We start from the raw sequence: 15,031 nt of genomic DNA on the forward strand, positions 1-15,031 counted from the left end.
AGGATGATACTAAATATAACAAATGTTGAATACTTAGGGGATTACAGCCTTCTATGTCTATTCAACAACGGTAAGAAGAAACGTGTGGATCTAACTCCATTGTTAAGTTATCCCGCCTTTGAAGAGCTGAAGGACAAGAGCAAATTCATTCAGTTTGGACTTGATGGTACAATCTTTTGGGCTAATGGTGCTGATGTTTCACCTGAATATCTGTTTGATCATGGTGTTGATGAAGCATAAACTATGAGCTTATGAGAGAGTTTCTACACGTATTACGGAGGTTTGTTCCACCTTATAAGAAGTATCTTTTCTTGTCGATAATATTCAACGTCTTATCGGCAATACTCAATATCTTTTCCTTTGCAACACTGATTCCTTTGCTCCAAATATTGTTTAAGGTGGATGCAGGAACAGGTGCAACGCATTACATGTCATGGGATGCTGGGTCATTAAAGGAGGTCATGTCCAATAATGCCGATTACTATACACAGATCTTTATAACCAGTGTCGGACCAACGACAACATTGCTAATTATAGGTCTGATACTCGCTTTCATGACCTTCTTAAAGACGGGTGCTTACTTCTTATCATCGGCTTCTATCATTCCAATTCGTACAGGAGTTGTACGTGACATACGTAATCAACTCTATCAGAAAATAACCTCTCTTTCACTTGGCTTCTTTAGTGAGGAACGTAAGGGAGACATAATCGCAAGGATGAGTGGAGACGTGCAGGAGATAGACAACTCCATCATGTCTTCTATCGACATGTTGTTTAAGAACCCTGTTCTTATCGTCATTTACTTTACCACCTTATTAATAATATCCTGGCAATTAACGCTCTTCACCCTTGTTTTCGTTCCTATCTTCGGATGGTTCATGGGCTTTGTTGGACGTAAACTAAAGCAGAATAGCATTACAGCACAGGGTCTTTGGAGTGATACCATGAGCCAGGTTGAAGAGACGCTGGGCGGTTTAAGGGTCATCAAAGCCTTTTGTGCCGAAGCACTTATGAATGAACGCTTCAACAAAGTGAATACTTCTTACCGCAACGACATCATGCGTGTGAACATTCGTCAGCAGCTGGCACACCCGATGAGTGAGTTCTTAGGAACGGTGATGATTGTTGTTGTACTCTGGTTTGGTGGTACTTTGGTACTCGGGCAGTACCCAATTATCAGCGGACCAACCTTTATTTACTATCTTGTCATCCTTTATAGCATCCTTAATCCACTAAAGGAATTCTCCCGTGCAGGCTATAATATCCCTAAAGGACTTGCTTCCATGGAACGTGTGGATAAGATTCTTAAAGCGGAGGTAGACATCAAGGACAGTGAAAAACCTGTCCATCTCAAATCATTCGAGCATGAGATTGAGTTCCGACATGTTAGCTTTGCTTATACAGATGAGAAGGATAAAGACGGCAATCCAGTCTTACATTGGGTATTGAAGGACATTAACTTGGTGATTCCAAAGGGTAAGACCATAGCTTTGGTGGGGCAGAGTGGTAGCGGAAAGTCCACTCTCTTAGACCTTATACCACGTTATTACGATGTTCAGAAAGGTGAGATTCTCATTGACGGAATCAACGTGAAGGATTTAGGAGTGCATGACTTACGCCAGTTGATAGGTAATGTAAACCAAGAGGCAATCCTCTTCAACGATAGTTTTAAGAACAACATCTCCTTCGGAGTGACTGCTTCTGATGAGGCAATAGAGGACGCTGCGAAGATAGCTAACGCCCATGACTTCATTATGCATAGTGAGAAAGGTTACGATACAAACATCGGTGATCGTGGAGGAAGGCTCTCGGGGGGTCAGCGCCAACGTGTGAGTATAGCGCGCGCCATCCTCAAGAATCCTCCAATTCTTATCCTCGATGAGGCTACATCGGCGTTGGATACAGAGAGCGAACGCCTTGTTCAAGATGCTCTCTATAAGTTGATGCGAACGAGAACGACCATTGCTGTGGCGCACCGACTATCTACTATCAAGAATTCAGATGAGATATGTGTGATGCACGAGGGCGAGATTGTAGAGCGAGGAACGCATGACGAACTGATGGAGATGAATGGTTATTATAAGAAGTTGCACGATATGCAGGAGATATAAAAAGCCCCCTCTCCAAGGCTTATTGTCGAATGGATGGGGGAGTGAATAGCATTATTTACAAATGAAGGGGGCGTTTCTTTGATGTGAGAAGGGCGTCTCCTTGCTATGAAGAGAGGCTTTCCTTCAATGGAGGAAAGCCTCTCTTTCTTTTTAGCCTCTTGATTGCTACTAACGAAGATATGTGTTTTTAAAAAAGACCTAACATGAGTTGCAAGTAAAAGAAATAATATCTATATTTACAAACGATGCCAATATCTAAAATAGATAACTAATCTTTATATACATTTAAACAGCTTGGCTTATGAGAAAGATAATTCTTTTAATGCTTGTACTATTGGCTACTTGCGTAAGTGTTAGTCGTGCTCAAACGAGTAAGTTTAACGTGACTTTCGCCACTGATTTGGGTTTGGGTGGTAAGTCATATAAGATCGTTACCCCTCATATCTCTGCCACTTATGATATTACAAAGAGGCTTTCTGCGGGCTTGAGAGTCGAAGAAGCCGTTACTTTAATGAAGTCTCAAGGGATTAAGACACACGATTTACTCACCACCTTTGGTGGGCAAGTTGGGTATGATATAGGTAAGATTTCTATCGCATCTGGTGACGTCCTTAGTCTGCTCGTACAGCCTCGAGTAAGCGTAGGGCATACCATTGGTGGTGGACATAACCGCGGCTACATGTATTATCAAGGTGGAATTTACGTTAGGAAAAGTAGCGGTAGCATTCGTTCAGAGCTTGGTTTAGGCGTTAGATACAATGACTATCGCAGCGACCTAAACAAAGATAAGGCAGTGTTCTATGTCTCTTACGGATTCGTTCTGAAGTAAGCTCGATTTAAAGTAAGTAAACCTTAGGGGTGACATGACTTCCTGTAAGGGAATTTGTCACCCCTATGTGCTATGGAAACTCATTCTAATAGCGATGTTCGTAAATAATGTGTTTTTCTTTGAAAAACATTTTGTTTTCTCGATATTATTTCGCACTTTTGCCCTTAGATATACTAACGTAAACAGAAAGAGTAACTAAAAACCATGTTAGATAAGGAGAACAAGCGCCGCACGGTGGTCTTACTTCTAATGGTATTATCCGTGTTGAACGTCTTTGCGCAACTGTCAAGTCGAGGAAAGAATACGCCTACTTCGACAACTGACCGCTTATCCTCTGGCTCGGAATATAAGCTTATCTTTAGTGATGAGTTTAATCAGCCAGATGGCACGCTACCTGATACAGGCGTGTGGAAAAGCTGTAGAAGACGTCCAAAAGTTACGTGGGCACGGTTCTTGAGCAACTCTCCAGAGGTGGCATTTATCAAAGATGGTAAGTTAATCTTGCGTGCCATCCCTAATTCTAACAAGTCTTCTACGGGCGAAGAGATGCTAACGGGCGGTATAGAAACAAGCCACAGCTTTGCTTTCCGATATGGTCGTGTGGAGTGCCGAGCACGTGTTAATCCCTTTGATGGCAACTTCCCAGCTATATGGATGATGCCTCGAACGACATTGCCATGGCCTCAAGGCGGTGAAATAGACATCTTTGAGCAGATCGACCAAGAGCAGATAGCATATAGCACAGTACACTCTGCGTGGACAAGAAGCCATGGGAACTTACCCCACTCAGGGAATATTGAATTAGACATGAGCCTTTTCCACACCTATGCAGTAGAGTGGGAGCCTGGTATCTTAACCTTCTTTGCTGACGGGAAACAGGTGTATCAATACAAGAAAGAGCCAGATAATCCAGAACAATGGCCTTTTGACAAGTCCGATTTCTATCTGATTCTTAACCAATCAGTGGGTGACGGTTCTTGGGCAAAGCCCGTTGATACTACTCATACGTACCAAATAGAGATAGATTGGATACGTGTCTACCAAAAGAGATAATACTAACATAAACAAAAGGAAATAATCTATGGAAGAACAAATCGAAGTCAAAGAAGTTGATAACGTGGTCGTTCACTTCTCCGGGGATTCGGGGGATGGAATGCAGTTAGCCGGTAACATCTTCACAACGATATCCGCAACTGTGGGTAATGGAGTGTCTACGTTCCCTGATTATCCAGCTGATATCCGTGCCCCGCAAGGCTCGCTAACGGGTGTGAGTGGCTTTCAGGTGCATGTTGGAGCAGGCAAGGTATATACACCGGGAGACCGTTGTGATGTGCTTGTAGCCATGAATGCAGCAGCACTGAAGATGCAGTACAGGCATTGCAAACCGAATGGAACCATCATTATTGACACCGATTCCTTTGGTGCGAAAGACCTCCAAAAGGCAGAGTTCCGCAGTGATGACTATTTAGGTGAGATGGGTATCGACCCCGATAGGGTGGTTGCTTGCCCTATAACAAAGATGGTGAAGGGGTGTCTGGCTGATACGGGCATGGACAATAAGTCTATGTTAAAGTGCCGCAACATGTTTGCTTTGGGACTTGTCTGCTGGCTTTTCAATCGTGATTTGAGCTTAGTAGATAACTTCCTTGAGGCTAAGTTCAAGAAGAAACCAGCTGTTGCTGAAGCCAATAAACGTGTTGTAAGAGCGGGATATGACTATGGTCACAACGTACATGCGTCCGTTCCGAACACTTACCGCATAGAGTCTAAGGTGAAGGAAGCTGGTCGCTATATGGATATCACGGGTAACAAGGCGACTGCCTACGGCTTGATGGCAGCAGCAGAGAAGGCTGGCTTGCGTTTGTTCTTGGGTTCTTACCCTATCACTCCAGCAACAGATATCCTTCACGAATTGGCTAAACACAAGTCAATGGGCGTCACAACGGTGCAATGCGAAGACGAGATTGCAGGTTGCGCATCGGCTATCGGTGCTGCTTTTGCTGGTGCTTTAGCTGCTACATCAACCTCTGGTCCGGGTATCTGTCTAAAGAGTGAGGCTATGAATCTAGCCCTTATTGATGAGCTTCCATTGGTGATTATCGACGTACAGCGTGGTGGTCCGTCTACCGGTTTACCAACTAAGAGTGAGCAGACCGACCTCTTGCAGGTGCTTTATGGGCGTAACGGTGAAAGCCCAATGCCTGTTATTGCAGCCACAAGTCCCACTGATTGCTTCGATGCAGCGTATCACGCATGTAAGATTGCATTGGAACACATGACGCCAGTAGTGCTCTTGACCGATGCATTCATTGCTAACGGCTCTTCTGCGTGGAAGTTACCTGACATCGAAGAGTTGCCCGAAATTCATCCACATTATGCTACAGAGGAACAGAAGTATAAGTACACTCCTTACAAGCGTGACCCAGAGACGCTCGCACGTTACTGGGCTATCCCTGGCACGGAGGGCTACACACACATCCTAGGAGGATTGGAGAAGGATGGAGAAACGGGTAGTATCTCAACCGATCCAGAGAATCATGACAAGATGGATAGGCTTCGTTGGGATAAAGTGGCACGTATTCCTGTACCCGACCTACAGGTGCTTGGTGATGAGAAAGACGCCGATTTGCTCATAGTAGGCTTTGGTAGTAGCTACGGTCACTTGTATTCTGCAATGGAAGAGTTGCGTCGTAAGGGTAATAAGGTAGCCTTGGCACAATTCAAGTACATCAACCCTCTGCCAAAGAATACGGCAGAGGTACTGGGAAGATACAAGAAGGTGGTGGTTGCCGAGCAGAACCTTGGTCAGTTAGCAGCCCTTCTACGTATTCGTATCAACCATTTCGCTCCTTATCAGTATAACCAAGTAAAGGGACAGCCTTTCGTTGTTACGGAACTAGTCGCAACGTTTGAGAAACTCCTTAAGGCTCCATTACCAAAGGAAGAGAGTGGCACGTTCTATACAAAGATATTGCAGTAAGACTCCTAAACATAACTTCTTTAAATTCTAAACAGATTATGAATCAATATACAGCACAAGACTTTAAGAAGGGACAACCACGCTGGTGCCCCGGATGTGGCGACCACTTCTTCCTTGCCAGCTTGCAGAAAGCAATGGCAGAACTAGGTGTTCCACCTTATGAAACTGCTGTTATTAGTGGTATCGGGTGCTCAAGTCGATTACCCTATTACGCTAATACCTACGCCATGCAGACCATTCACGGTCGTGCCGCGGCCATCTCTACGGGTGCAAAGGTAACCAATCCGGACCTTACCATTTGGCAGGTATCGGGCGATGGTGACGCTCTTGCCATCGGTGGTAACCACTTCATCCATGCCATGCGACGCAATATCGACCTGAATATGATTCTGTTGAACAACCGTATCTATGGTCTCACGAAGGGGCAATACTCCCCAACTAGCCCTCGCGGGTTCGTCTCTAAGTCAAGTCCCTTTGGTACAACGGAAGATCCGTTCCGCCCTGCTGAACTCTGTTTCGGTGCTCGTGGCAACTTCTTCGCACGTAGCGTTGCCAGCGACAACAATGAGACAATAGCCATTCTCAAGGCTGCTTACCGGCATAAGGGGGCTGCCGTGTGTGAGATTTTGCAGAATTGTGTGATCTTCAACGATGGTTGTCACAACTCAGTCTACACCTCTCAAGGTCGTAAAGAGAATGCTATTTACGTTAAGCATGGCGAACCTTTGATCTTTGGAGCTAATAAGGAGTATGGACTCATGCAAGAGGGATTCGGCTTGAAGGTCGTTAAGATTGGCGAGAATGGCGTTACGCAAGATGATATCCTCGTACATGATGCCCACTGCCAAGACAATACTCTACAGCTGAAGTTGGCTATGATGAGTAATGAAGATGGTTTCCCAATAGCCCTCGGAGTGATTCGTGATGTTGAAGCACCTACTTACGACGCTGCAGTGAATCAACAGATAGAAGAGGTGAAGGCGCAGAAGCATTATCACACCTTCATGGAAATGTTGGAAACTAACGATATATGGGAAGTAAAGTGATGTGATTCTCATTTATAGCACTTGTGTTTGTAATAGAAAATGTGTATCTTTGCCCTTAGGTTAATAATACGTTGAGCCATGCACAGATTCACAGAATTCCTACATAGCAAGTGCCCCTTGCAAGCTAATGTCAGTTCTTTACGCTCATTGTTAGCGTTAGGGACTGGCATTTTTATACTCCTTTATCTCTTCCAACCATTTGGTATTAGTAACTATTCTGGCAGTATCTTTCTGATGTGTTTGGGTGTTGGCATACTCTCGTCATGCGTTCAAGGACTCTGTTCGTTGCTTTTCTTGGGCATACCAAGGCGTAAAAAAGGATTCGTTACCAATGGTGATGTGCTGATATATTCGGTTGCAATCGAACTAGCCATGGCGGTTTCCATGACCATTTATGCCTCATTCTGCTTTAAGGTACCGCTCTCGTGGCAACTCTTTTTAGTCTTTTTCTACTGGACTTTCCTAATTTGGTTACTCGTGACAGGTATCTCCACGCTGATAGGTTACAACCGAATGTTGCATAGTAGACTTGAGGAAGTGAAGGTTAAGACCAATGAGGAGCAGGTAGGAATTATGATTACATTACATGACCAGAATCTGCGTGGCGAGGACCTATCGTTGCCTATAAACAATCTCTTGTATATCGAAGCGCAGAAGAATAACGCATTAGTGTGCTACGTGGCGGGCGACAAGATAGAACGTAGGGAACTTCGCACCACATTGACCGCCTTGAAAGCCGACCTGCCGTATGATAATATCTTTCAATGCCACCGTTCCTTCCTCGTAAACATTAATAATATTGAGTCGGCAAAGGGTAACTCCAATGGTTATCTTTTGCGCTTTAAGGAGTGCCGTGATACGATTCCTGTGTCCCGCACCTTTGTTCCCAGTTTACGAAAATACCTTAGTTAAAACCGCACCCAACCTTATTTAAAGCCCTTTCTGATAACCTTTCCAAGCCCTTCTCATAGTAGGAATGCCCCTAATAGAAGTGAGTTTGGATAGGCAAATCATTGTGTTTTTGTCAGTGCCTGACGCCATTTCTTCCTGTCGTTAGGCTATGCTTGAGGCACTCTTACCTATGTAATGATGCTCGGAATAGTATGATTGCGAATGCTCATTCCTATGAGTTGTGTTACAAACTAAGGGGCGTTTCATCTGTTAGAAATATGCCTTATGTTAGTTTCGCCATGGTGAAACTTGTGTTTCATCGTGATGAGACACTTGTTTCATCATGATGAAATCTGTGTCTCTTCATGATGAAACTGAAAAAAGGTAGCTACAAAAGAGATGAAAGGGAGGTTGGAAACGGATGTAATGTATATGCAAAAGAGATGGAAGTGAGGTTGGAAAGAGAGCTTTAGGATGGGTAAAAGCATTGCAGAAAAGCTATATTGAGCTTGTAAATCATAGTATTGGATGTTGAGAATAATCGTTTTATGGGGTGGAGGTGCGCATTGATAGGTATATAATATAAGGTGCATAAAAACCTTTTACGGCTTTATGCACCTTTGTTTGTGTATTATTGACGTATTCTTTGAGGCTTATACGTTCAATGTTTCATTCTTTTTTAGTACGCGTGATATCGTCGCAAAGAAGTCTTTTAACTCTTCCTGCTGATCCTCTTGGAAGGTATTTCTTTTCCTGATTTTCAGTTTAATTGATTCTCCTTTAATAACGAGAAAGAAGTGTTTCTGCTTTTCATCAAAGCCAGCCTGCTCTATGCTTGTCATAGGATAATAGAACATATCCCATTCAGCTTGCTCATTAGATTTGATTCTGTAGAAGCCTGGTATAGGCTGAGCGAGAGCGGATATTATATACATGTCCTCATCATTGTAGGCAATAATTGCTGGGTCTATTTGTCCTAAACTCCCCTTAGGAATATAAAATTCTACACACTTGATATTGCTTGTATTGATAGAAGGGTACTTCTTTGTAATGAACTCCATTGCCTTTGCTGTGTAGACTCCCTTACTATTCTTACCTTTTTGCCGCACGTAGAACATAAGCGAGAAGGCAATAATACTCGCTGCAATGAACATGATGATAACTAGAACAAAAGTATGATCCATAATCTGAAAGATTTAATATGTTATTGATAAATTATTTCAACTTAACTTTTACCCAAGGGCTCTCGGGATGTTTCAAAAGCCATTTCACTACGTTACAAAAGCCTAAGACATCACGCTCCTCTGGATGAGAAGTCCAACAACAACGTCCGATGATATAGGAGTGTCCGAGCTCCTCCCATGTGTCGAATGTGCTGATGGCTCTTTGGTACGCTCTCTCTAGATAGTCCCACGCCTGGTCAGCATTGAGGTATTTCATTTCCACACCAACACGCACGAGATAGGCTGCACGCCCTATATCCCATCCTATAACGTCTTTTCCTGTTATAGCATCCCATGAGGTAATCAATTCATTAGCAAGTAGACTATCTTGCGCTGCAATATAGTTGGTTAGCATATTAAGCAAGTCGCTTAAATCTCCAGCTCGTGTTATGTAATGTTTATCGACAATACTTGCCATTGACCATATACGTCGTACCTCAGTGTTGATTCCGCTGTCTTCTTGTACCTCTGCCATCATTTCTTCTTTTATAACAGCAATATCAAGTGAGCGGCAACGTCCGAGCAATTCCTCTATGGTTTCGCATAATTCTTGTCGATTTGTGATACCCCAGCCTTGTTCGAGAAGTACTTTTGCACGTGAACCAATCTTAGATGAAAGTGTAAAATGGTCTCCTCCCTGCTGCCCTTGGTATTGTGCACTTAGGGAGATACGACGTAATTGTTCGTCGGATAGTTTACTTGAATAGTTGAATAGCCCCATAGCTTTGGTTTTTAAGTTGCTGTCAAAGATACGAAAAATTCAGTTGTATAGGTAAAGGTATAGTTTTCTTTAACATTTTTACCTTCGTCGTTCTTCCTGTTATACATCACTTCGCACGGATTGAAAAGCGATTAGTCATTAGTCCCAAAAACTAGTATTTCAGCTGAGCACATAGTTATACAGCCCATAACTTGGTCGTCTGTCCCCAATATTTGGAGCTTGCTAAAAGGCTTACTACATTTGCAGCAGACAATATGTTTCACCTTTTAAAATTAGGACTTATGAGAACTTTAATTTCAAAACTCGTCGTTATCGTTGCCCTTATGTGCGCAACTAGTGTTTACGCAGCTGATGTTCAGCCTATGGAAAAGGCTTTGAGCAATACGCTAAGTAAAGTAAATGCAGAAAATGCAGAGTCTATTGTCATTGGTATGGATGCTTTGGATCGACTGACGAAACAGTATCCTAACGAATGGTTACCGCTTTATTACAAGACTCTCTTTGCTCTTCAGTATGCTGTTCACTTCCCACAAGATAGTCATTCAGGGTTATTCCTTGAGTCAGCAAAGCCTGATTTGGAGGCGTTACAAGCACTCTGTTCGACTGATCGTGTAGCCCGTTCGGAGGCATTAGTGCTTAAAGGACTCTATTACACGGCACTCATTGTACAGAATCCTATGGTGAATGGCAAGTCATATTATATGGATGCAATCATCAATTACAAGTCGGCTATTGGTGTAAATCCTGATAATCCACGTGCACATTTGCTCCTCTACATCTTCTTTGATAACATGAGTAAGATTACTGGGCAACCTAGTATGAACGAACCAAAGGAATTGACAACCATCAAGCAACTCTATGCTAGTGAGCAACCACAGGGCTTGTTGCCTTCATGGGGAAAGGAATTGATGAACCTTTGTGGAATAAAGTAGCGCATACACATACATCTATCACTGCTGGGGAGTAATCCCTGGTAGTGATAGAAGTCATTAATAAGCATGCTTCCATTGAAATATAAGGTAAGTATGTTTGCTCATTTACTAGAAAACCATTACCTTTGAGACCTAAATAAATCATTTCTATAAGAAACAACTAATACTTAACGTATGGCAAATTTACTAGATGAAGTGACGGGACCTGTTAATGAGTCAGGTCGTGACGTACATGTAATTGACAAGCAACTGGCAGTGACTGTTGGTACAGGGTCAACCCTATTTCAGATTGCTCTGTGGGTGGTAATACCCGTATTGGTGCTCCTGTTTGTAGCGATAATGGGTAGTACGATGGAGAATCCGTTGTTAGTAGCAGTTGTCGGTTGTCTTGTTGGAATCCTTCCTGGTGTAATCTTTATCTTTATGAAGATATCGGCTCGCAACTATTTCCAGCAATTAGAGCAGCGTATTCAGGCTGAGGCATCAAACATCGACAACTATCTAGAGCAACGTGTGCAGATTCTTCAGAACGTTGTTGGACTTGTTGAGCGTGCTATCGACTTAGATAAAGATGTGATGAAAGCCGTTGCTGCTCTACGTGGTGGTAGTGTCAATGAGACAAATCGTAACGAGGTGAGTGCGCAAGTAGGTTCTGCCTTAGGTCGCTTGTTCCCACAGGTTGAGGCTTATCCAGAGTTGAAAGCACATAGTGCCATCGCTGATGCTATGCAGCAGAACAATTATCTTCAGCGTGAAATTACAGCTGCCCGTACCGTATATAATAGTAGGGTGACCCAATGGAACACTGATATATTCTCATGGCCAACGAAGATGATTGTTGCAGCTCAGCAGGGCTACACTACTCGTATACCGTTCACCGCATCGGCTGAAATACGTGAAGCTGCAAGAAGTAAGTTCTTCTAAGGATAAAAGATGGTTGAAGATATTTACGATCCACTCGATGAGTACATCAATGTCTTTCGTGACAAGTTCAAGAAGGTTAGTGAAGAAACCTTTGAGGAGTTGGCTCGTGAGGCGGCTATTGATGTAGAAGCTAATCGAGAGACGTGCCGGAAGGTCTATGATAATGAGACAGTCTTGGCAGAAGTAAAGAATCGGATTACATGGTGGACGGTTCTTTGTGTTGTGCTATGGTTGCTCGTGATTGGCGGAGTATTGGCGATCTTGGTACAACATGAGAACTGGCCAATAGAGAATCTTTTAATAGCTGGTGCCGTGTCAGTACTCTCGCTTGTCTTTTTGTTGATGAAGGTACACCCGAGGTTGTCTGATCTCAAGCATGAACGGAATAATATTTCGGCTATACTTTCCCGTTTGAAGGAAGAGGCGTGGAGCCAGATGGCACCGCTGAATAGGCTCTATGACTGGGATGTTCTGACGAGAATGATGTCGAAGACTGTGCCTAGATTGGAGTTCGATCCTTATTTTACGACCCAACGTCTAGCCGATTTACGCAAGAGTTATGGTTGGGATGATTCCTTCAATGCAGAGCGTTCTGTTGTTTATTCCCATTCTGGACTAATCAATGGAAACCCCTTTGTTATCTGTCGAACACGTAAGATGGAGATGGGAACAAAGACTTACTATGGCTCAAAGACTATTTATTGGACAGAGACGGTGACGGATGGAAATGGTAATAGGCGGACGGTGCAACGTTCGGAAACCTTACATGCCAGTGTGACGGCACCTTATCCAGAGTATTTTGAACGAACAAGGCTCATCTATGGTAATACTGCTGCGCCTGACTTAGTGTTCTATCGCAAACCAAATGGCTTGGCAGGAAAAGAAGGCTCGCTACGTTTTAAATGGGATAAGTATCGCTTACATCGTAAAGCACGTAACTTGAAAGATGGTGACTTTGCAATGCTAACGAATGAGGAGTTTGAAGTTGCCTTCAATACAAGTAATCGAAATAATAATCAGCAATATGCTCTACTCTTTACGCCATTGGCTCAACAGAGTATGATGAAGCTATTGCAGGATGAGGAAACAGCCTTCGGTGATGATTTCGACTTTAACAAAGCTAAGATGATCAACGTCATTATGGCGCATCACATGCAGGACTTAAACCTCGATTTGAACCCTAGGCAGTATCAAGGATTCGATTATGATAAGGCACAAGAGGATTTTCATAGAATCAATGCAATCTATTTCCGTGCTATATACTTTGCTTTCGCTCCTTTACTTTGTGTGCCTATGTATCAACAGATACGTCCGCAGTCAGCAATTTATGGTCAAGACATGCAACAGAAGAGTTCGTTCTGGGAACATGAGGCATTAGCTAATTTCTGGGGGCAAGATCATTTCAAACATCCCGATTGTGTTACGAATTGCATCTTAAAGACAGAAGAGAAACAGCAAGGGGATGGCAGTACGCTGTTGACAGTGACGGCTTATGGTTACCGAAGTGTGCGTCGCCTAACTTATATTAGTAAATATGGTGGCGATGGTAGGTATCATAATGTACCCGTGGAATGGGATGAATACCTACCTGTAGCTGGTAATGGGCGTATTCTCATGCGCGAAGATAATACACAAGAAGAAGCAAATATTTCTCAGAAGCAACGTTTAAATCATATTGGAGAAATACTTCAGAAAAGCCATCTAGACCTCTATCGACGGCATATTGCTTCGAAGGTATAAAAGAGAAGTTATATAATTGTTCGCGAAGATTCTCGATTTTCTTCGCGAACAATTTCTATTTTCTTCGCGAAGAATTTAGAGTGCCTCTTATTGCAATGTAGTAAAGGTAAAATAAAAGAACGATAGAAGTTATGGTTTCTATCGTTCTTTGTTTATGTAAGGAGAGGTTTTGATTAGAACTAAAGAGAGGGTGTTAAGTTCGATAATAAGGTCGAAAACAAGTAAACACATAAACTTTCAGGTGCTGACAGCTATTCTTTAAATAATTGAAGGGCATAATCAAGTTGAGTATCTTTCCCTGATAAGAAGTCGTTGACCTTCATTGGTACCAAATAGTTCGGGCTTATTCCTTTCCCTTCTAATGGGAATCCTTTGGGAGAAGAACCTGACGAATGTCCTACAGGAAGTCGATAGAATATTCCGTGTGAAGTCTTAAAAAGACAAATAACACCACCTGTATCACCAGCTGAAGATGTACCGACCAACACGGCATCACCACTTTCTTTCATTGTAATGAGAAAGGTCTCAGCGGAAGAACAGGAGTAATTACCCATCAAGATGATTACTTTTCCCTTATAGCTGTTAGTAGAAGGAGATATTGTAGACCCATTCCAATTACGTCGTTTACCTTTTATTAAATTCTGCGCAATATTATCTCCTATCCAACTATTGCCTCCCCCATTCTGACGCACATCAACTATCAAGTATGGAAGTTTGCTTAGATGCTTCAAAGCTTTGCTGAAGTCAGTATCAGCATTATCTTGCATACTTTTCATATTTATATATCCAACCTTTGAAGAAATCTTTCTCCAGGTTACGTTTTGTTCCTCTTCCTTTGTGGGAAAAGACTTCGATTGTAGATGAATGGTGATAGTTATGGGTCTTCCATGGCGAATAATTCCAAGTGTCTTTATAGGACTTGTATAACTACAGAGTATGGTTAAAGCTGATAGTAGATAGCGAGTGGCATCTGTTGAAGCTGAGACATATTTGCTATTGCACATCACCCATTTATTTGTAGGTACACCATCAACAGTTACAATCTCGTCTTTATCTTGCAATCCTGCTTTTATAGCAAAGACCGAAGGGTGATTAACAAACACACTATTCTCAATGACTGTGATATTATCCCCTTGTATGAACCAAGGATATAGTATGCTTTCACTATTTGCATGAGTGCATTTCAAGTTGGCAAAGAATTCCATTATAAGTAATGAATAAGCCACTTTCAATTGCATGGTGTCAATTTGTTGAAGGCATGTGGTGTGAATCGAATCAAGGTTGATGTGTTTCTTTGTAGTATATGGGTACTTCTTTTTGATCTGTTCGAATATCTCTTCAAAATCACTTCGGAAGTCTTTGTGGTCAATAGGAATCTTGTCTGCAGTGTATTGTTGAACCTCATCCCAGTCTGCATGCCCATGCGTTGGATACCATCTATTCAGGGCAAACACTGCACATATAGATACCATTAGTCCCAAGGCAGCAATCATCAACACAACAGACTTCTTCATAATGCACTTATGTAAAAGTAATATAATGCCAAATCGGTTCATAAGAGAGAAAGCTTTGATTGGTCATAGACTTCCTTTTGAGGCTAAAATATGAGTTGTAAGTGCTTCATATGTTAGACG

13 protein-coding genes are annotated in these 15,031 nt (G+C 42.6%); 10 read left to right on the plus strand and 3 right to left on the minus strand.

Features of this window, described 5'->3' with window-relative positions:
- The first annotated feature begins 3 nt into the window (after window positions 1–3).
- The 7 genes from J5A55_RS00105 (at window position 4) to J5A55_RS00135 (ending at window position 7,878) form a co-directional block, all read left to right on the plus strand.
- Complete coding sequence (locus tag J5A55_RS00105; RefSeq protein WP_004383107.1) at window positions 4–240, plus strand: DUF2442 domain-containing protein; 237 nt, start codon at window positions 4–6, stop codon at window positions 238–240.
- A gap of 11 nt (window positions 241–251) precedes the next feature.
- The gene (locus J5A55_RS00110; RefSeq protein WP_004383108.1) at window positions 252–2,111 is read left to right on the plus strand and encodes an ABC transporter ATP-binding protein; all 1,860 of its coding nucleotides are present in this window, start codon (window positions 252–254) and stop codon (window positions 2,109–2,111) included.
- Window positions 2,112–2,412: 301 nt separating this feature from the next.
- A complete protein-coding gene (locus tag J5A55_RS00115) occupies window positions 2,413–2,940 on the plus strand; it encodes a hypothetical protein (RefSeq protein WP_004383109.1) in 528 nt (175 codons plus the stop codon).
- 204 nt (window positions 2,941–3,144) lie between these two features.
- A complete protein-coding gene (locus tag J5A55_RS00120; protein WP_004383110.1) occupies window positions 3,145–3,993 on the plus strand; it encodes a glycoside hydrolase family 16 protein in 849 nt (282 codons plus the stop codon).
- Window positions 3,994–4,021: 28 nt separating this feature from the next.
- Entirely contained in the window at window positions 4,022–5,920 is a 1,899-nt protein-coding gene (locus J5A55_RS00125; RefSeq protein ID WP_004383111.1) for a 2-oxoacid:acceptor oxidoreductase subunit alpha, read from the plus strand.
- A gap of 38 nt (window positions 5,921–5,958) precedes the next feature.
- The gene (locus J5A55_RS00130) at window positions 5,959–6,966 is read left to right on the plus strand and encodes a 2-oxoacid:ferredoxin oxidoreductase subunit beta (protein ID WP_004383112.1); all 1,008 of its coding nucleotides are present in this window, start codon (window positions 5,959–5,961) and stop codon (window positions 6,964–6,966) included.
- 78 nt (window positions 6,967–7,044) lie between these two features.
- Window positions 7,045–7,878, plus strand: coding sequence for a LytTR family DNA-binding domain-containing protein (locus J5A55_RS00135; protein ID WP_004383113.1), 834 nt, complete (start codon window positions 7,045–7,047; stop codon window positions 7,876–7,878).
- 632 nt (window positions 7,879–8,510) lie between these two features.
- On the opposite strand, the gene J5A55_RS00140 is transcribed toward J5A55_RS00135, so the two are convergent.
- Both J5A55_RS00140 and J5A55_RS00145 read right to left on the minus strand, forming a co-directional pair.
- Complete coding sequence (locus J5A55_RS00140) at window positions 8,511–9,041, minus strand: hypothetical protein (protein ID WP_004383116.1); 531 nt, start codon at window positions 9,039–9,041, stop codon at window positions 8,511–8,513.
- 31 nt (window positions 9,042–9,072) lie between these two features.
- Window positions 9,073–9,801, minus strand: coding sequence for a DUF1266 domain-containing protein (locus J5A55_RS00145; RefSeq protein WP_004383117.1), 729 nt, complete (start codon window positions 9,799–9,801; stop codon window positions 9,073–9,075).
- A 281-nt stretch (window positions 9,802–10,082) separates the two neighbouring features.
- Between J5A55_RS00145 and J5A55_RS00150 the strand changes: the two genes are divergently transcribed.
- The 3 genes from J5A55_RS00150 (at window position 10,083) to J5A55_RS00160 (ending at window position 13,397) form a co-directional block, all read left to right on the plus strand.
- Window positions 10,083–10,733 carry a hypothetical protein gene (locus J5A55_RS00150; protein ID WP_039851302.1) on the plus strand — a complete coding sequence of 217 codons (651 nt, stop codon included), beginning with the start codon at window positions 10,083–10,085 and terminating at the stop codon, window positions 10,731–10,733.
- Between the two features lie 174 nt (window positions 10,734–10,907).
- A complete protein-coding gene (locus J5A55_RS00155) occupies window positions 10,908–11,657 on the plus strand; it encodes a LemA family protein (protein ID WP_004383119.1) in 750 nt (249 codons plus the stop codon).
- A gap of 9 nt (window positions 11,658–11,666) precedes the next feature.
- Window positions 11,667–13,397 (plus strand): MAG1210 family protein, encoded by a 1,731-nt coding sequence (locus J5A55_RS00160; RefSeq protein ID WP_004383120.1) that lies wholly within the window; start codon window positions 11,667–11,669, stop codon window positions 13,395–13,397.
- 251 nt (window positions 13,398–13,648) lie between these two features.
- Here the strand turns inward: J5A55_RS00160 and J5A55_RS00165 are convergent, their stop codons facing one another.
- A complete protein-coding gene (locus J5A55_RS00165; RefSeq protein ID WP_004383121.1) occupies window positions 13,649–14,953 on the minus strand; it encodes a S41 family peptidase in 1,305 nt (434 codons plus the stop codon).
- Window positions 14,954–15,031: the final 78 nt, after the last annotated feature.

It is taken from the genome of Prevotella veroralis (genome assembly GCF_018127765.1).
GTDB classification, from domain to species: domain Bacteria; phylum Bacteroidota; class Bacteroidia; order Bacteroidales; family Bacteroidaceae; genus Prevotella; species Prevotella veroralis.

Bases quoted from the DNA above. Each gene is read 5' to 3' on its own strand.
- J5A55_RS00135 (WP_004383113.1), top strand. From the start codon at position 7,045: ATGCACAGATTCACAGAATTCCTACATAGCAAGTGCCCCTTGCAAGCT.
- J5A55_RS00165 (WP_004383121.1), bottom strand. From the start codon at position 14,953: ATGAACCGATTTGGCATTATATTACTTTTACATAAGTGCATTATGAAG.
- J5A55_RS00155 (WP_004383119.1), top strand. From the start codon at position 10,908: ATGGCAAATTTACTAGATGAAGTGACGGGACCTGTTAATGAGTCAGGT.
- J5A55_RS00130 (WP_004383112.1), top strand. From the start codon at position 5,959: ATGAATCAATATACAGCACAAGACTTTAAGAAGGGACAACCACGCTGG.
- J5A55_RS00150 (WP_039851302.1), top strand. From the start codon at position 10,083: ATGAGAACTTTAATTTCAAAACTCGTCGTTATCGTTGCCCTTATGTGC.
- J5A55_RS00160 (WP_004383120.1), top strand. From the start codon at position 11,667: ATGGTTGAAGATATTTACGATCCACTCGATGAGTACATCAATGTCTTT.
- J5A55_RS00115 (WP_004383109.1), top strand. From the start codon at position 2,413: ATGAGAAAGATAATTCTTTTAATGCTTGTACTATTGGCTACTTGCGTA.
- J5A55_RS00120 (WP_004383110.1), top strand. From the start codon at position 3,145: ATGTTAGATAAGGAGAACAAGCGCCGCACGGTGGTCTTACTTCTAATG.
- J5A55_RS00105 (WP_004383107.1), top strand. From the start codon at position 4: ATGATACTAAATATAACAAATGTTGAATACTTAGGGGATTACAGCCTT.
- J5A55_RS00145 (WP_004383117.1), bottom strand. From the start codon at position 9,801: ATGGGGCTATTCAACTATTCAAGTAAACTATCCGACGAACAATTACGT.
- J5A55_RS00110 (WP_004383108.1), top strand. From the start codon at position 252: ATGAGAGAGTTTCTACACGTATTACGGAGGTTTGTTCCACCTTATAAG.
- J5A55_RS00125 (WP_004383111.1), top strand. From the start codon at position 4,022: ATGGAAGAACAAATCGAAGTCAAAGAAGTTGATAACGTGGTCGTTCAC.
- J5A55_RS00140 (WP_004383116.1), bottom strand. From the start codon at position 9,041: ATGGATCATACTTTTGTTCTAGTTATCATCATGTTCATTGCAGCGAGT.